This window comes from Kushneria sinocarnis (assembly GCF_003633775.1).
GTDB lineage: Bacteria > Pseudomonadota > Gammaproteobacteria > Pseudomonadales > Halomonadaceae > Kushneria > Kushneria sinocarnis.
This window is the reverse complement of sequence record NZ_RBIN01000003.1, coordinates 408,719-424,219: the sequence shown is the minus strand read 5'-3', so window position 1 is coordinate 424,219 and position 15,501 is coordinate 408,719. Positions and strand designations below refer to the sequence as shown.

General features: G+C 64.2%; 13 protein-coding genes. 10 read left to right on the top strand and 3 right to left on the bottom strand.

Annotated elements, in window-relative coordinates:
• Positions 1 to 113: 113 nt before the first annotated feature.
• On the bottom strand, positions 114 to 653 hold the full coding sequence (gene ppa, locus C7446_RS06775; protein ID WP_121172324.1) for an inorganic diphosphatase: 540 nt from the start codon (positions 651 to 653) through the stop codon (positions 114 to 116).
• Between the two features lie 228 nt (positions 654 to 881).
• Between ppa and C7446_RS06770 the strand changes: the two genes are divergently transcribed.
• Complete coding sequence (locus C7446_RS06770; protein WP_121172365.1) at positions 882 to 2,570, top strand: bifunctional protein-serine/threonine kinase/phosphatase; 1,689 nt, start codon at positions 882 to 884, stop codon at positions 2,568 to 2,570.
• 39 nt (positions 2,571 to 2,609) lie between these two features.
• Here C7446_RS06770 and C7446_RS06765 read toward each other — a convergent pair whose 3' ends face one another.
• Positions 2,610 to 3,869 carry a 6-phosphofructokinase gene (locus tag C7446_RS06765; RefSeq protein ID WP_121172323.1) on the bottom strand — a complete coding sequence of 420 codons (1,260 nt, stop codon included), beginning with the start codon at positions 3,867 to 3,869 and terminating at the stop codon, positions 2,610 to 2,612.
• 320 nt (positions 3,870 to 4,189) lie between these two features.
• Between C7446_RS06765 and mpl the strand changes: the two genes are divergently transcribed.
• Entirely contained in the window at positions 4,190 to 5,581 is a 1,392-nt protein-coding gene (mpl, locus tag C7446_RS06760) for a UDP-N-acetylmuramate:L-alanyl-gamma-D-glutamyl-meso-diaminopimelate ligase (RefSeq protein ID WP_121172322.1), read from the top strand.
• 33 nt (positions 5,582 to 5,614) lie between these two features.
• On the opposite strand, the gene C7446_RS06755 is transcribed toward mpl, so the two are convergent.
• Positions 5,615 to 7,021, bottom strand: a complete 1,407-nt coding sequence (locus C7446_RS06755) for a bifunctional DedA family/phosphatase PAP2 family protein (RefSeq protein ID WP_121172321.1) — start codon at positions 7,019 to 7,021, stop codon at positions 5,615 to 5,617.
• Positions 7,022 to 7,267: 246 nt separating this feature from the next.
• On the opposite strand from C7446_RS06755, the gene C7446_RS06750 reads away from it, so the two are divergent.
• The 8 genes from C7446_RS06750 to C7446_RS06715 all read left to right on the top strand — a co-directional run bounded on the left by C7446_RS06750 (position 7,268) and on the right by C7446_RS06715 (position 15,500).
• Entirely contained in the window at positions 7,268 to 8,569 is a 1,302-nt protein-coding gene (locus C7446_RS06750) for a glutamate-5-semialdehyde dehydrogenase (protein ID WP_121172320.1), read from the top strand.
• On the top strand, positions 8,556 to 9,239 hold the full coding sequence (gene nadD / locus C7446_RS06745) for a nicotinate-nucleotide adenylyltransferase (protein WP_245977732.1): 684 nt from the start codon (positions 8,556 to 8,558) through the stop codon (positions 9,237 to 9,239). The genes C7446_RS06750 and nadD overlap by 14 nt, the downstream gene beginning before the upstream one ends.
• Positions 9,240 to 9,349: 110 nt before the next feature.
• Positions 9,350 to 9,709, top strand: coding sequence for a ribosome silencing factor (gene rsfS, locus C7446_RS06740; RefSeq protein WP_121172319.1), 360 nt, complete (start codon positions 9,350 to 9,352; stop codon positions 9,707 to 9,709).
• Complete coding sequence (gene rlmH / locus C7446_RS06735) at positions 9,706 to 10,173, top strand: 23S rRNA (pseudouridine(1915)-N(3))-methyltransferase RlmH (protein ID WP_121172318.1); 468 nt, start codon at positions 9,706 to 9,708, stop codon at positions 10,171 to 10,173. The genes rsfS and rlmH overlap by 4 nt, the downstream gene beginning before the upstream one ends.
• A gap of 189 nt (positions 10,174 to 10,362) precedes the next feature.
• The gene (mrdA, locus tag C7446_RS06730; RefSeq protein WP_121172317.1) at positions 10,363 to 12,261 is read left to right on the top strand and encodes a penicillin-binding protein 2; all 1,899 of its coding nucleotides are present in this window, start codon (positions 10,363 to 10,365) and stop codon (positions 12,259 to 12,261) included.
• 8 nt (positions 12,262 to 12,269) lie between these two features.
• A complete protein-coding gene (rodA, locus tag C7446_RS06725; protein WP_121172316.1) occupies positions 12,270 to 13,406 on the top strand; it encodes a rod shape-determining protein RodA in 1,137 nt (378 codons plus the stop codon).
• An 11-nt stretch (positions 13,407 to 13,417) separates the two neighbouring features.
• Entirely contained in the window at positions 13,418 to 14,446 is a 1,029-nt protein-coding gene (gene mltB, locus C7446_RS06720) for a lytic murein transglycosylase B (protein ID WP_245977731.1), read from the top strand.
• Between the two features lie 4 nt (positions 14,447 to 14,450).
• The gene (locus C7446_RS06715; RefSeq protein WP_342768351.1) at positions 14,451 to 15,500 is read left to right on the top strand and encodes a septal ring lytic transglycosylase RlpA family protein; all 1,050 of its coding nucleotides are present in this window, start codon (positions 14,451 to 14,453) and stop codon (positions 15,498 to 15,500) included.
• Position 15,501 lies beyond the last annotated feature (1 nt).

Here is a 15,501-nt window from a genome sequence, read left to right as displayed (position 1 = left end):
CCGTCCCGATGGCGCTTGACGAGAGCGCGGAGCGGGCTGGATAAAGCTGCGCCCGGCGAGGCCGGGCGCAGAAGGGAGGCAGGGCTGGCCACTGTCGACCGGCAGCAGCCGGATTACTGCTGCTGTTCCTGCTCCCAGGCGCGAACGGCCTTCTCGACGGCGCGGCGGGCAGCGTCGGCGTTGTCCCAGGAGTCGACCTTGACCCACTTGCCCTTCTCGAGATCCTTGTAGTTCTCGAAGAAGTGGGCGATCTGCTGGCGCAGCAGCTCGGGCAGATCGGTGATCTCCTCGACACTGTCATAGAGGCTGGTCAGCTTGCGATGCGGCACACAGATCAGCTTGGCATCCTCACCGGCTTCATCGCTCATGTTGAGGATACCCACCGGACGCGCCCGGATCACCGAGCCGGCCTGTACCGGATAGGGGGTCACGACCAGGGCATCCAGTGGATCGCCGTCATCTGCCAGGGTGTTGGAGATGAAACCGTAGTTGGCCGGATAGAACATGGGAGTCGCCATGAAGCGATCGACCATCACGGCATCCAGTTCCTTGTCGATCTCGTACTTGATCGGCGTATGGTTGGCAGGGATCTCGATCGCGATGTACAGATCATCGGGGATATCCTTGCCGGCAGGGAGCCTGTCGAAACTCATTGATTGAGTCCTTGCATTGCGGGTTGATGGTCTTAAGGGCGAGAATCCCCGGAATTATACGAACTGGGTTGTGCGATTACCAATACGGGTCCGGAACGATCGCCATCTGCGCATAGTGCGCAGGGAGACAGTGGACGCGGTATGACAGGGGGTTACGTGGAGAATGAACTATCGCTGAGCTTCGGCCACGCCTTTGTTGCACCCGATCAGCGCCATCATCGCTCCTCGATGGCGGTTCAGGTTCCGGAACAATCGGTGCAGCTGGCGGCCAAGGGCGGTTGCGCGGTGATCGCCGATTCCACCTGGCGCAATGCCATTGCCCGCCAGGCGGGCGATCTCTCGGTGCGCGGCTTTCTGGCGGATTACTTTTCCACTCCCGAGCACTGGGACGTCAAGACATCCGCTACCCGGGTGTTGCGGGCCCTCAACGGTTGGTGCTTCAGCCAGAGCCGTTTCGTGACCGGGGGCAGCTATGTCAGCTCGTTGTCGGCGGTGGTGTTCCGCGGGGAAGAGGCCCATCTCTTCCACATGGGCGACACGCTGGTGTTCCGGCTGCGCGGCGCGGAGTTCGAGCAGCTCTCGCGTGATCATGTCACCGATCTCGGCGGCTATCGCTACCCCTCCCGGGCGCTGGGCATGGATGGCAGCATCGATATCGACTATCTGAGCATGCCGCTCAAGCAGGGCGATATCTTTCTCTTCACCACCCAGGCCGTGCGGGGCACGCTGCTGCCCTCGGACTATGTCCAGCTGATCCGTCGCAATGCCAGCGATCTCGATGCTGCCTGTGAGCGGCTGGCCCATTTTGCCAGCGAGCGGGCGCTGGATCGGGGCTACGGCGCCGAGGCCTTCTGCTTTCAGCTGGTGCGGGTGGATCGGCTGCCGGAGGCGAAGGGCGAGCCGAGCTTTCAGCGTTATGACACCCTGCCGATCCCCTCGGAAATGGAGCCGGGCGATCGGCTCGATGGTTACGAGGTGGAGGCGGTGCTGTCGCGCAACGCCAAGGCGCGGGTCTATCGGGTGCGTGATGGCGAGCACGGCACACGTCTGATCATGAAGGCTCCCAGCCCGGAGCTGTCACAGCGCAACGCCTACCTGGAGCATTTCATGCTGCAGCACTGGGTTGCCAGTCGGGTCAGATCACCGTTCGTGGTCAAGGTGGTCGACCCGCCCCGGCCGCGACGCTATCTCTACTATCTGATGCGCGATGTCGGGGGTGTGACTCTGGATCAGTGGCTGAAGACCCATGCCGCGGCGGGGCTCGAGCAGCGGCTGGATATTGCGCGTCAGCTCGCCAAGGCCGTGCACTCGCTGCATCGCCGCGAGCTGCTGCACCAGGCCATTCGCCCGGAAAATGTCATGCTCGACCCGCATGAGCAGGTGGTGCTGATCGATTTCGGCGCCTGCTCACGGCGTGAGGACGAAGAGCACGGAGAGGCCGTGCGGCTGGCACGCGAGGTGGGGCTCAGCGTGCACAGCGCGCCGGAGTATGCCCTGGAGGGGCAGGTCAGCCGGCGCAGCGATCAGTTTTCGCTCGCCTCGACCATCTACTGGCTGCTGTCAGGTGCGCTGCCCTATGACTATCCGATGACATCGCTGCGTCAGCCTGCCGAGCTCTCGCAGCTGCGGTATCGCAGCATTCGCAGCTATGATCCGGCGATTCCCGAGGCGCTGGACAGTGCGCTGGAGCGGGCGCTTTCGCCGCAGCGCGCACTGCGCTATCGGCGCCTGTCGGAATTCGTGCATGCGCTGCGTCAGGAACCCCGGGGCGGGGATCGGAAAGCCGACGTGGCAGCCGTTGCCACCGAGCAAGAGGAGAGGGAGAAGCGTCCGGTCTGGCGCGAGCCCGCCAAGCTCTGGCAGATGGTGGCGGGTGTGCTGCTGCTGTTGCTGGTACTTTCCTGGTGGCTGCACTGACCCGGTCCGGCCCGGCGGGCCGAACCGGCCGACGACTGCCTACAGTTCGAATTCGGGCAGCCGGCGTTCGACCGGACGCAGTGCCAGCTGCGCCATCTTCGGCAGCCCGTTTTCGAATGGTGGAAAATCCTCGCCCTGGATCAGCGGTCGCAGATAGCGCCGCCCGAGCTCATTGATGCCGAAGCCGTCCTCGCGGATGAACTCCCGCGGCATGAACTTCTCCTGATTGGCGATCTCGCTCAGCGGCGCATCGAACAGTGACCAGCGGTAGGGGGATTCACTGTCGCGGCGGATGGCCGGCATCACCGCATTCTGCCCCTCGAGCGCGCACTCCACGGCGCGCTGGCCGACGGCATAGGCCTGTTCGACATCGACCCGGGAGGCAATGTGACGCGCTGCGCGCTGCAGATAGTCGGCGACGGCCCAGTGATACTTCAGCCCCAGATCCTGCTTGACCATGCCGGCGAGCGTGGGCGCCACGCCACCGAGCTGGCGGTGACCGAAGGCATCGGTGTTGCCGGCATCGGACAGGAAGGTGCCATCCTCGTAGCGGGTTCCCTCGGAGACCACGATCACGCAGTAGCCGCAGCGCTTCACGGTCTCGTCGATGCGTGCCATCAGGCGCTTGCGGTCGAAGGGGACTTCCGGCAGCAGGATGATGTGGGGCGGTCCGTCGTTGTCCTCGCTGGCCAGCGCCCCGGCCGCGGCAATCCAGCCGGCGTGGCGCCCCATGGCTTCCAGGATGAAGACCTTCGTGGAGGTCGAGCACATCGAGGCCACATCCAGGGCGGTTTCACGCACGGAAGTGGCAATGTACTTGGCAACCGATCCGAAACCGGGGGAGTTGTCGGTCACCGGCAGGTCATTGTCGACGGTCTTGGCAACATGAATGGCCTGGATCGGATAGTTCATGTGCTCGGCAAGCTGGGAAACCTTGAGACAGGTATCGGCACTGTCGCCGCCGCCGTTGTAGAAGAAGTAGCGGATATCGTGGGCCTTGAAGACCTCGATCAGACGCTCGTACTGACGCCGGTGGCTTTCGATATCCTTGAGCTTGTAGCGACAGGAGCCGAAGGCGCCGCCCGGGGTATGGCGCAGCGCGGCGATGGCTTCATCGCTCTCCGGGGTGGTGTCGATCAGGTCCTCGGTGAGGGCGCCGATGATACCGTTGCGGCCGGCGTAGACACGCCCGATCCGATCGTCATGCCGGCGGCAGGTTTCGATCACGCCACAGGCGCTGGCATTGATGACGGCCGAGACACCGCCGGATTGCGCGTAGAAGGCATTATAGGCAGTCATGGAATTCCTGCTTCGTTATCGGAGCTCTCTCGACAGTAGCCGTTCTGGTAACGGCCGATGATGCTCCATCCGGCGGGCGGATGAAGCTCGCGACGGCGAAGCCGCTCGCCGCCCGGGCAGCATAGTCGACTCCCGGACCGGGTGCGACAGGATGTCGCTGCCGGCTACAGGGTGAGGCCGCGCTCCTGTGGCTGCCAGGCCGATCCGGGCATCGGCGTGGCTCCCCGATGGATGGCGGGCCGGCGTCGAATGATGTTCGTTCGTGGCTGTCGCCTTCTGGTAAGCTCCGGCCGGTTGGCTGATTTCATACAGAGAGTGGCATGCATATTCATATCCTCGGCATCTGCGGCACCTTCATGGGGAGTCTGGCGCTGCTGGCACGCGAACTCGGGCATCGGGTGACAGGCTCGGATGCCGGTGTCTATCCCCCGATGAGTACCCAGCTTGAAGCGCAGGGGATCGCCCTGATGGACGGGTATGCGCCCGCCAATCTCGAGCCGGCGCCCGATCTGGTCATCATCGGCAACGCCCTGTCGCGCGGCAATGCCGAGGTCGAGGCGGTGCTGGATCGCCATCTGCCGTATACCTCCGGCCCGCAGTGGCTGCAGGAGCACGTGCTGACACGGCGGCCGGTACTGGCCGTGGCAGGTACCCATGGCAAGACGACCACCGCCAGCATGCTGGCCTGGCTGCTCGAGCATGCCGGTCTTGCACCGGGCTTTCTGATCGGTGGCGTGCCACGCAATTTCGGTGTTTCGGCCCGGCTGGGCGGCGCGGGCGCTCCCTTTGTCATCGAGGCCGACGAGTACGACACGGCCTTCTTCGACAAGCGCTCCAAGTTCGTGCACTACCGACCGGACGTGGCCGTACTCAATAATCTCGAATTCGATCACGCCGATATCTTCGACGACCTGGCGGCCATCGAGCGCCAGTTTCATCACCTGGTGCGTACCGTGCCGGGACGGGGGGCGTTGATCGTCAATGCCGCTGAGCCGGCGCTGGAGCGGGTGCTGGCGCAGGGCTGCTGGACGCCGGTGACCCGGTTCGGTGGTGTCGTCGGTGAACGACAGGGTGACTGGCAGGTCAGCCATGAGCCGGGCGAGACGCGCCGGTTTACCCTGCATCATCGCGATCACGCGCCGGTTGCCATCGAATGGTCGCTGAGCGGTGAGCATAATCTGGCCAATGCCATGGCGGCGATAGTCGCGGCCGAAACCCAGGGCGTCAGTGTGTCAGCCGCCGGCCGGGCGCTGGCCGAATTTGCCTCGCCGCGGCGGCGTCAGGAGCTGCGCGGCGTGGTCAATGGCATCGAGGTCATCGACGATTTTGCCCATCATCCCACCGCCATTGCTTTCACCCTGACCGGGCTGCGTTCGCTGGCGGGGAGCGGGCGACTGCTGGCGGTCATCGAGCCCCGTTCCAATACCATGCGACTGGGTGCCATGAAGACTCGCCTGCCGGAGAGCGTTGCCACTGCCGATCGGGTTTACTGGTATCAGCCCCCCAATCTGAGCTGGTCGGTGCACGAGGTCTCCGAGGCCTGTCGTCCTCCTTCGGCGGTCTTCGACGGCATCGATGCGCTGATCAATGCGCTGGTCAGCGATGCCGAGCCCGGGGATCGCATCGTGATCATGAGCAACGGCAGCTTTGACGGGCTGCACGAGCGCCTGCTCGAGGCGCTCATGCAGCGTGCCGACGCTCCGCTGTCATGAGGGTTGCCCGGCTGACATGGCAGCCGGGCGCTGCTAGAAGGGCGGCAGCCAGAGGATGCGCGCGCCGACCAGGACCAGCGAGGCCATCCCCAGCATCAGCCAGGGAGCGCCGGTCACTACCTTGTGGGTGCTGGCGTGATAGCTGATGCGCAATCCCGCGCAGAGCGTCAGCCCGAACAGAATGCCGCCGATGATGTCGCTGCTCCAGTGGACGCCGAAGACCAGCCGTGACATGCCGATCACGGTGACCCACAGCACTGCCAGCAGATAGGGCCAGTGGCGCCGCTTGAGCGATAGCGATTCGGCCCAGAAGGCGCTGGCCAGGCCGGCGACCAGGACTGCCGTCGAGGCGTGGGCACTGGGGTAGGAGAAGGAGTGGGCCAGATACTCCGGGGCGTCCGGGCGAGTGCGGCCGATCAGTTGCTTGAGCAGGGTGTTGCCGATCGACAGCAGCCCCAGCCCCACCAGCCAGTGAAACAGGGCGGCACGATAGCGCCCTGCCAGCAGCCAGAGCAGCCAGGGCAGCAGCAGTGCCAGGGTGCCATAGGCGTCACCGATGCGCGCACAGATCACGGCCAGCCGGGTCAGCCAGGGGTGCTGGACAAGCTGGAAGATGGACTGGACCTGTACATCCATCAGCAGCGGCTGCTGCAGCCCCGTGGCCAGCAGGGTCCAGGTCACGAAGCCGATGGCCGTGGTGAGCAGCATGGCGACCGAGGCCAGCGGCACTTCGCCATGCAGATGGTCGTGACGCAGACGCAGCCACAGCCAGCGCAGCGGCTGGTGGCGTCGTGCCTGACGCAGCAGCAGCCGGTAGAAGCGGCTGTCCCGATCGAGTCGGCGTCGCAGCCATGAGAACAGCAGGCCGGCCACGATCACGATCAGCAGCAGCACGCTCAGCCAGTGTTCGCTGTGCATCGGCAGATCGAAATGCTCCTGCCAGCTGCGCCCCAGGAAGTAACCGGGCAGCAGATAGGCGGGTGACCAGGCGGCGGCCGACAGCGCATTGACCAGCATGAAGCGCCGCCAGGGCATCGCCATCATGCCGGCGACCAGCGGAATGACCGGTCTGACCGGCCCGACGAAACGGCCGAAGATGATGGAGAGGCTGCCGTAACGTTCGAAAAAGGCTCGACCGCGCTCGATCAGTTCCGGATGCCGTGTGAACGGCCACCACTGCACGATGCGCTCGCGGTATCTGTGACCCAGCCAGTAGCTGATGCCATCGCCGAGTACCGCGCCGATAAAGCCGCTGATCAGCAGTGCCGTGATCGATACCTGGTCGTGGCCCGCCAGCGAGGCGGCTGCCGTCAGCATGATCACGCCCGGGACCAGCAGCCCCACCAGCGCCAGGGATTCGGCAAAGGCGGTCACGGCCACGGCCAGAATCAGCAGCAGCGGACTGTGGCTCAGCTGGGTGATCCAGTCAACGGGCGACATCCGGGACTCCATGAGCGGAAGGGCGAACGATGGGGGTTCGGCCGGCGACTTTGTATCGGGTCAGGCGACTGCCGTATAGTGACAGGCAGTACCATTGCGCCGCCGGACAGTCGGCGAACGGCCTGCCGAGCGCGTTGCAGGTCGCCGGGGGCAGCCAGTATAGGTGACCGCCCCGACCGACGGTACCCGTTCGTCTATACGCCGCTCCGACGGTTCCATGTATCTGCCCACGGGAGAGTGCGCCAGATGGCGTCTTCAGCCGAGACCCGGACCATTGCCGACAGCGAGCGGTGCGAGGATGTTGCCGCGCATGTGACCCGTCTGGGTCAGCAGGCCCGCCGTGCAGCGGCCATCCTGCGTGAAGCCACTGCCGAGGAGAAGAATGCCGCCCTGCGAGCCATGGCGGCCCAGCTCGAACAGCAGCGTGAACAGTTGCGTTCGGCCAATGCGCGTGACCTCGAACATGCCCGGCAGGAGGGCCTTTCGGCAGCGCTGGTCGATCGTCTGCAGCTGGATGATCGGCGCATCGACGCCATGATCACCGGCCTGGAAACGGTGGCTGCCCTGCAGGACCCGGTCGGCGAGATCGATAGCCTGCGTACCCGTCCCAACGGCCTGCAGATCGGACAGATGCGTGTGCCGCTGGGGGTGATCGGGATCATCTACGAGTCCCGTCCCAACGTCACCATCGATGCCGCCGCGCTCTGTCTGAAGTCGGGCAATGCCGCCATCCTGCGCGGCGGCTCGGAGGCGGTGCACTCCAACACGGCGATTGCCGAGTGCATCCGGGCCGGACTGGTGCAGGCCGGTCTGCCGGAGGCGTGCGTACAGCGTGTGGGCACCAGTGACCGGGAAGCGGTCGGTGCGCTCATCCGCATGGATGAGCATGTCGATGTCATCATCCCGCGAGGTGGCCGGTCGCTGATCGAGCGCATCAGTGCCGGTGCGACCGTGCCGGTCATCAAGCATCTGGAAGGCATCTGTCACGTGCATGTCGATCGCCATGCCGATCTCGACCAGGCCCGTGAGATTGCGCTCAATGCCAAGTGCTACCGCTACGGCATCTGCGGGGCCATGGAAACCCTGCTGGTGGATGAGGCAGTGGCCGCCGACTTCCTGCCGGAGATGGCGCGTCGGCTGGGCGAGCAGGGCGTTGAACTGCGCGGCTGCGACCGCACCCGGCAGCTGATCGAGGCCGGTATTGCCGAGGAGAGCGACTGGTCGAGCGAGTATCTGGCCCCGATCCTGTCGATTCGCGTGGTGGATGGGTTGCAGAGCGCGATCGATCACATCAATCACTACGGCTCCCATCACACCGATGCCATTGTCAGCCAGCATCAGGGCAATATCCGCCGCTTCATGGCGGCGGTTGACTCCAGTTCGGTGATGGTCAACGCGGCTACCTGCTTTGCCGATGGTGCCGAGTACGGCCTGGGCGCGGAGATCGGCATCTCGACCAACCGGCTGCATGTGCGCGGTCCGGTGGGGCTGGAGGGGCTGACTACCCGGAAATACATCGTGATCGGCGATGGCCATGTCCGGCACTGAAACAGGCGATGAAACGGGGCCGCCACGGGTTGCCATGCTGGGCGGTACCTTCGATCCCATACATCTCGGTCATCTGCGGGCAGCGGTCGAGCTCGGGGAAGTGCTGGCGCTGGATCGCCTCCATCTCATCCCCAGCCACCTGCCGCCGCATCGCGAGGCGCCGGGCGTGGCTTCAAGCGATCGGCTGGCCATGGTGGCGGCCGGTATCGGTGACACTCCGGGACTGACGGCCGATGATCGCGAAATGCGTCGTGATGGTCCGTCATGGTCGCTGCAGACGCTCGAATCACTGCGTATCGAGTATGGCGAGCAGGCCCGGCTGATCATGGTGCTGGGACTGGACGCCTTTCGGCTGTTACCCGAATGGCATGCGCCGGCAGCGCTCTTTGATCAGGCACACATTGTCGTCATCGGGCGTCCCGAGCATCAGCGCCCGGACGATCCGGCGCTCGAGGCGCTGATCCGCGGGCGCGAGGTCAGTGATATCCCATCGCTGATGGCGCACGCGCACGGGCGGATGATGTATCTGGAGCTGCCCACGGCCATGGCGATTTCGGCCACCGAAATTCGCCGACGGCTTGCTGTTGGTACGAGTGTGCGTTATCTGCTTCCGGCAGGGGTAGAGCGCTATATCCGCGATCATCAGCTTTACGGTCCCGACAGCCAGTGAGGGGCAGGCGCCCGAGAGCCGATTCGACCGCGGGGAAGGGCAAAACATCAGTGCCGAAACCGCCATGCATCGGTACAATGCCGACTGCGTGACTACATCCATGAGGAGCTATGCAGACAGAAGCACTCTCATCGCTGGTAATCGAGGCGCTCGAGGAACTCCGCGGGCGCGAGATTGCCGAACTTGACGTTGCCGGGCTGACCAGTGTCACCGACGTGATGGTGGTGGTCAGCGGTACATCGAGTCGCCACGTTGGCGCGCTGGCGGACAACGTGGTGGAACATGCCAAGAAGAGCGGTGTCAGACCGCTGGGAGTCGAGGGCAGCCAGGAGTGGGTGCTGGTGGATCTCGGCGATGTGGTGGTCCATGTCATGATGCCCGAGACCCGCAAGCTTTACGATCTCGAGCGGCTCTGGACCGAGCTGCCCAGTGATGTGGTACGCGAAGGCGCAAGCCCGGCACCGCAATGAGGCTGCGTGTTCTGGCTGTCGGTCAGAAGATGCCGGGCTGGGTCGAGCAGGGCGTTGCCGAATATCGCAAGCGTCTGCCGCGAGACATGGCACTGGAGATCATCGAGATAGCGCCCGGTAACCGGCGCGGCAGCGATCATCCTGCCCGTGCCGTGGCGCACGAGGGGGAGCGCATGCTCTCCCGCCTGGGCCGGGATGATCATGTGGTAGCGCTGGACGTGGCAGGCCGGCAGTGGAGCACGGAACGGCTCGCCGGGCGGCTCGATGAGTGGCGCCATGGCGGGCGTGATGTAGCGCTGCTGGTCGGCGGGCCGGATGGCCTGGATGAACGCTGTCTGGCGAAGGCGGCAGAGCGCTGGTCGCTGTCGGCCCTGACCCTGCCGCATCCGCTGGTCAGGATCGTGCTGGCCGAGCAGCTCTATCGGGCCTGGACGCTGCTGGTGGGGCATCCCTATCACCGCTGAGGCAGCGGCGGGGCCGACATGGCAGGGTCGGAGCCGGTGATTACTCGATCAACGGCCCGTGTACAGGTGCGCCCCGGGAACCGGTTTCATCCTTCAGTCAGGCGATTGTGTCTAATGCTCGAGCCGCTATTGATCGTTGTCATGCCGACTGCAGTCATCTCCTCTTTCCTTCCGGTTCATCGCTAGTTCATGCGTCGTCCACACTCTTCGTTGCGCAATACCGAGCGTGAGCTCGCGGTCTTTCGCCGACGCAGCCTGCTGGCGGCGCTGATCGTGCTGCTGCTGATGGGGACCCTGGTCGGACGGCTCGTCTACCTGCAGATCTTCGAGCACGATGTCTTCATCACCCGTTCGGATAACAACCGCATCCGGGTCGAGCCGCTGCCGCCCAATCGGGGGTTGATCTACGATCGCAATCACCAGGTGCTGGCCGAGAATCGGCCGACCTACAACCTCACCCTGGTGCGCGAACAGGCCGATAACGTCAATCAGACCCTCGAGCGCCTGATCCGGATCCTGGCCCTGCCGGATGACATGTATGACACCCTGCAGAAGCGTTCACGTCAGCGTCAGCGCCCATTCGAGCCGGCACTGCTGCTGAGTGATCTGACCGAGGACCAGATCGCGCGCATTGCCGTCAATCGGTACCGACTGCCGGGCGTCGAGGTCGAGGCCCAGCTGATGCGCTACTACCCCGACAGCCGGATCATGGCGCATGTGCTGGGCTATGTCGGGCGTATCAGCCAGGAGGATGAAAAGCGCATCGACAGCGGTAACTATGCCGGTACCCATTACATCGGCAAGACCGGCATCGAGCGCTTTTACGAACAGGAACTGCACGGGAATGCCGGCGTGCGCCGGGTGGAAACCAATGCCCGGGGGCGCATCCTGCGGGAAATCAGCCGTACCCCGCCGCAGCCCGGCAAGGATCTGACCCTGACCATCGACAAGGATCTGCAGGCCTTCGGCGCCAGGCTGCTCAAGGGCAAGCGGGGCGCCATCGTCGCCATCGATCCGCGCAACGGCGATATCCTGGCGATGGTCTCGACGCCGGGGTATGACACCAACCAGTTCGTCAACGGCATCAGCAGCAAGGCCTACCAGGCACTGCAGCAGGATACCGACCTGCCGCTCTACAACCGGGCCGCCCGTGGCCAGTATCCGCCGGCATCAACGGTCAAGCCCTACATGGCGCTGGATGGTCTCGAGACGGGGGCCGTCAGGCCTTCGGACACCATCTATGATCCGGGCTACTACAAGCTGCCCAACGGCGATCGCCGGTATCACAACTGGCTGCGCTGGGGGCACGGTCGGGTGGACATGCACAGGGCGATCGTGGTGTCCAACGACACCTACTTCTACCACCTGGCCCATGAGCTTGGCATCGACCGCATTGCCCCCTTCATGCACAAGTTCGGCTTCGGTGAGGATCATACCCTCGATGTCTGGGGGGCCGGCGACGGCCTGATGCCGTCCCGGGAGTGGAAACGTGCCCGCTACGACAAGGTCTGGTATCCCGGCGAAACCCTGTCGGCAGGGATCGGCCAGGGCTACTGGCTGGCAACACCGCTGCAGATGGCCAATGCCATGTCGGTGCTGGCCAACCGGGGCGAGTGGGTACGGCCACATCTGGCCAAAAGGATCGGGGATCGTGACATCGAGCCGCCGTTTCCCGATACGCCACCGGATATCGAGCTCGAGAATCCCGAGTGGTGGAACCTGATCATCGACGCCATGCAGGATGTCGCCAACAAGACCGAGGCGACCGGGCCCGGTCGCGAATACACCATGGCGGCCAAGTCGGGCACCGCGCAGGTCTTTACGCTCAACAACGATCAGAAATACAACGCCGAAGAGCTCAAGGAACACCTGCGCGATCATGCACTGTTTTCCGCCTTCGCACCGGTCGAGAACCCGCAGATCGCAGTGGCGGTCGTGGTCGAGAATGCCGGCTGGGGCAGCAAGAATGCCGGGCCGGTAGTCCGCAAGCTGCTCGATCACTGGCTGCTGCCCCGGCTCAAAAGGAAGGACAAGCCGGGACTGCTCGATCAGCCCGTTCGGGAATCCACGCAGGACGTGCATGACTGAGGTATGAGATGAAGGAAACCTGGTCCCGCTGGATTCGACGTTCGCGCCGCCGCTATCAGCGCTTCAACTGGGCCACGCTGAACATTGATCCATGGCTGCTGCTCATGCTGCTGGTCATCATGGCCGGTGGACTGATGGTGCTCTACAGCGCGGGCGGGGAGTCGATGGTGCTGGTCAAGGGGCAGGCGCTGCGTCTGCTGCTGGCCGTTGCGGTGATGCTGTGCATTGCCCAGATCCCGCCACGACTGATGATGCGTCTGGCATGGCTGCTGTACCTGGCCGTGACCCTGATGCTGCTGGCGGTGGATCTGATCGGTAGCCATGCCATGGGTGCCCAGCGCTGGCTGGAGATCCCGGGGCTGTTCCGTTTCCAGCCCTCGGAGCTGATGAAGCTGGTCATGCCGATGATGCTGGCCAGCTATCTGGCCCGGCGTCAGCTGCCGCCGAGCTGGATGGATCTGATCTTCTGTGTGCTGCTGATCGTCATTCCGGTGGGGCTGATCGCCGATCAGCCGGACCTGGGGACTTCCCTGCTGGTTGCTGCCTCGGCCGTGTTCGTGATCCTGCTGGCGGGCCTGTCATGGCGTGTGGTGGGGATCTGTGCCCTGATGGTCGCCGCGGTCATGCCGCTTTTGTGGTTCAACATGCATGACTATCAGCGCCAGCGGGTGATGACCTTTCTCAATCCCGAAAGCGATCCGCTGGGGACCGGCTGGAACATCATCCAGTCGAAGACGGCCATCGGCTCGGGAGGCTTGTGGGGCAAGGGCTGGATGCAGGGTACCCAGTCGCAGCTGGAGTTCCTGCCCGAGCGCCATACTGACTTCATCGTCGCCGTGCTGGGCGAGGAGTTCGGGCTGATCGGCATGATGGTGCTGCTGAGCGTCTATCTGCTCCTGATCTGGCGCGGGCTCTACATGGCAGCACAGGCGCCCGATACCTTCGGCCGTCTTGCCGGAGGCAGTATCGTGCTGACCTTTTTCGTGTATGTGTTTGTCAATGTCGGCATGGTCAGTGGACTGTTGCCGATTGTCGGAGTGCCGCTACCACTGATCAGTTTCGGTGGGACATCCAGCGTGACCCTGCTGGCGGGCTTCGGTATTCTGATGGCCGTTTTCGGTCACCGTAAAATGTCGCCGCGTTAGAGAGAAACTGCATGAAGTCACGCCGTTTTGCCGGTCGTTCGCGCCAGATGCTCCTGATGGTGCTGGCAGCAGCAGGTACCCTGCCCGGAGCGGGTCAGGCTGCCAACGATTTCGACCCCGCCTCGCACCCTCCGGTCGAGCAGATGATCGACCAGCTCTCCGCGCAGGGGCTCGATCGACAGGCGCTGAAGCGGGCGATGAGTGATGCCTCCCACAAGCAGAGCATCATTGATGCCATCTCCCGGCCGGCGGAGGGGCGGCTGAGCTGGGAAAAGTATCGCGATATCTTCATCCAGCCGTCGCGGGTTTCCGCGGGTGTCCAGTTCGTGATCGATCACCGCCAGGCCATGCAGCGTGCGGAAGAGCGCTACGGGGTCGAGCCTGAGGTCATTGCCGCCATCATCGGTGTGGAAACCTTCTATGGTCGTCACAAGGGCAGCTATCGTGTCATCGACTCGCTGTCGACGCTGGCCTTCGACTACCCCCGGCGCGCGGATTTCTTTCGCAAGCAGCTCGAGGCCTATCTGACCCTGACCCTGCAGCAGGACCTGGATCCGCTCTCCCTGAAGGGGTCCTATGCCGGTGCCATGGGTTATCCGCAGTTCATCCCTACCAGTTATCAGGCTTATGCCGTCGATTTTGATAACGATGGTGTGCGAGACCTGTGGCATGAGCCGGTCGATGCCATTGGCAGTGTGGCGAACTATCTGGCCGAACACGGCTGGCAGCATGGCCAGCCGGTCATGATTCCGGCGCAGGCTTCCGGCACTCCGGATGACGGCATCAGCTTCAACGCCGTCAGCGCGCCCGATCAGCCGGTCAGCCGGTTCGAGAAGATGGGGATCACGCCCGAGCGCAGTCTGGCCGGCGATACCCGGGTCATGCCATTGGCACTGGACTTCGAGGACGGGCACAAGCGCTATGCCTTCGGGCTGAACAACTTTTACGTCATCACCCGTTACAATCACAGCCATCTCTATGCGGCTGCCGTGACCACGCTGGCCGAGCGTATCCATGCCGAACTGAATCAGGACGACTGAGATCATGATGGGCAGCAGATCGGCATGGCTGAGTAGTGTACTCTGCCTGCTGCTGGCAGGCTGTGCCGGGTCCGGCGGCGGCGTGCAGGGCGGCGGTGCGACGAAGGGCGGTGGTAATGGCGATGGTGGCCGCTACAGTCAGTCGCAGGATGGTTATCCGGACGGTGCGATCGATGTCTCCGAGGTGCCGGATGCCGTTCCGAAGGTGGAGCCGCGTTCGGCCTCCGGCAATCGGTCGACCTATTCGGTGTGGGGACAGACCTATCACGTCATGCAGAGTGCCGACGATTACAGTGCGGTCGGGAAGGCCTCGTTCTATGGCACCAAGTTTCATGGCTATGCGACCGCCAGCGGCGAGGAGTACAGCATGTATCGGATGACGGCAGCGCACAAGACGCTGCCGCTGCCGACCTATGCCCGCGTGACCAACCTGGCCAACCAGCGGCATGTCATCGTCAAGGTCAATGATCGGGGGCCCTTTCACGAAGATCGGCTGATCGATCTCTCCTATGCGGCTGCGGCACGCCTCGATATGCTGGATCAGGGCACGGCCCGGGTACGGGTGACGGCGATTGATCCGGTAGCCTGGCAGCGCCGTCATGAGGGGGCTTCATCCCCCGGCCGGGCGGTAGCCGACAGCCGGCAGAATGACGGGGCTCAGTCGTCCGTGACAGCTGCCGTCCGGACCGGCAGGGAGGAGCAAACACCACGGTCAGCGACGCCCGAGGGCAACGCTGCCAATGACACCCGCGAGGCGCATGCGCAGGTCGCGACCTCGCCGGGCGCTTCCGGCAGGGCCGGGGCCGGCGGGAAATCGGCAGGGGATTCTCCCCTGTATCTGCAGGTGGCAGCGTTGAGCTCCCGGGCCGGCGCCGAGGCACTCAAGGCGCGGCTGGAGTCGCGTCTGAACCAGCCGGTCCGGATTTCCCGGCACGCTGCCCTCCATCGTGTCCAGGTTGGTCCGCTCAGCGATCCGATCATGGCTGAATCCGTCCGGTCCGAACTGCGCGATGCCGGTTTCGACCAGGGCTACATCGTTTCGGTAAATGACTGAA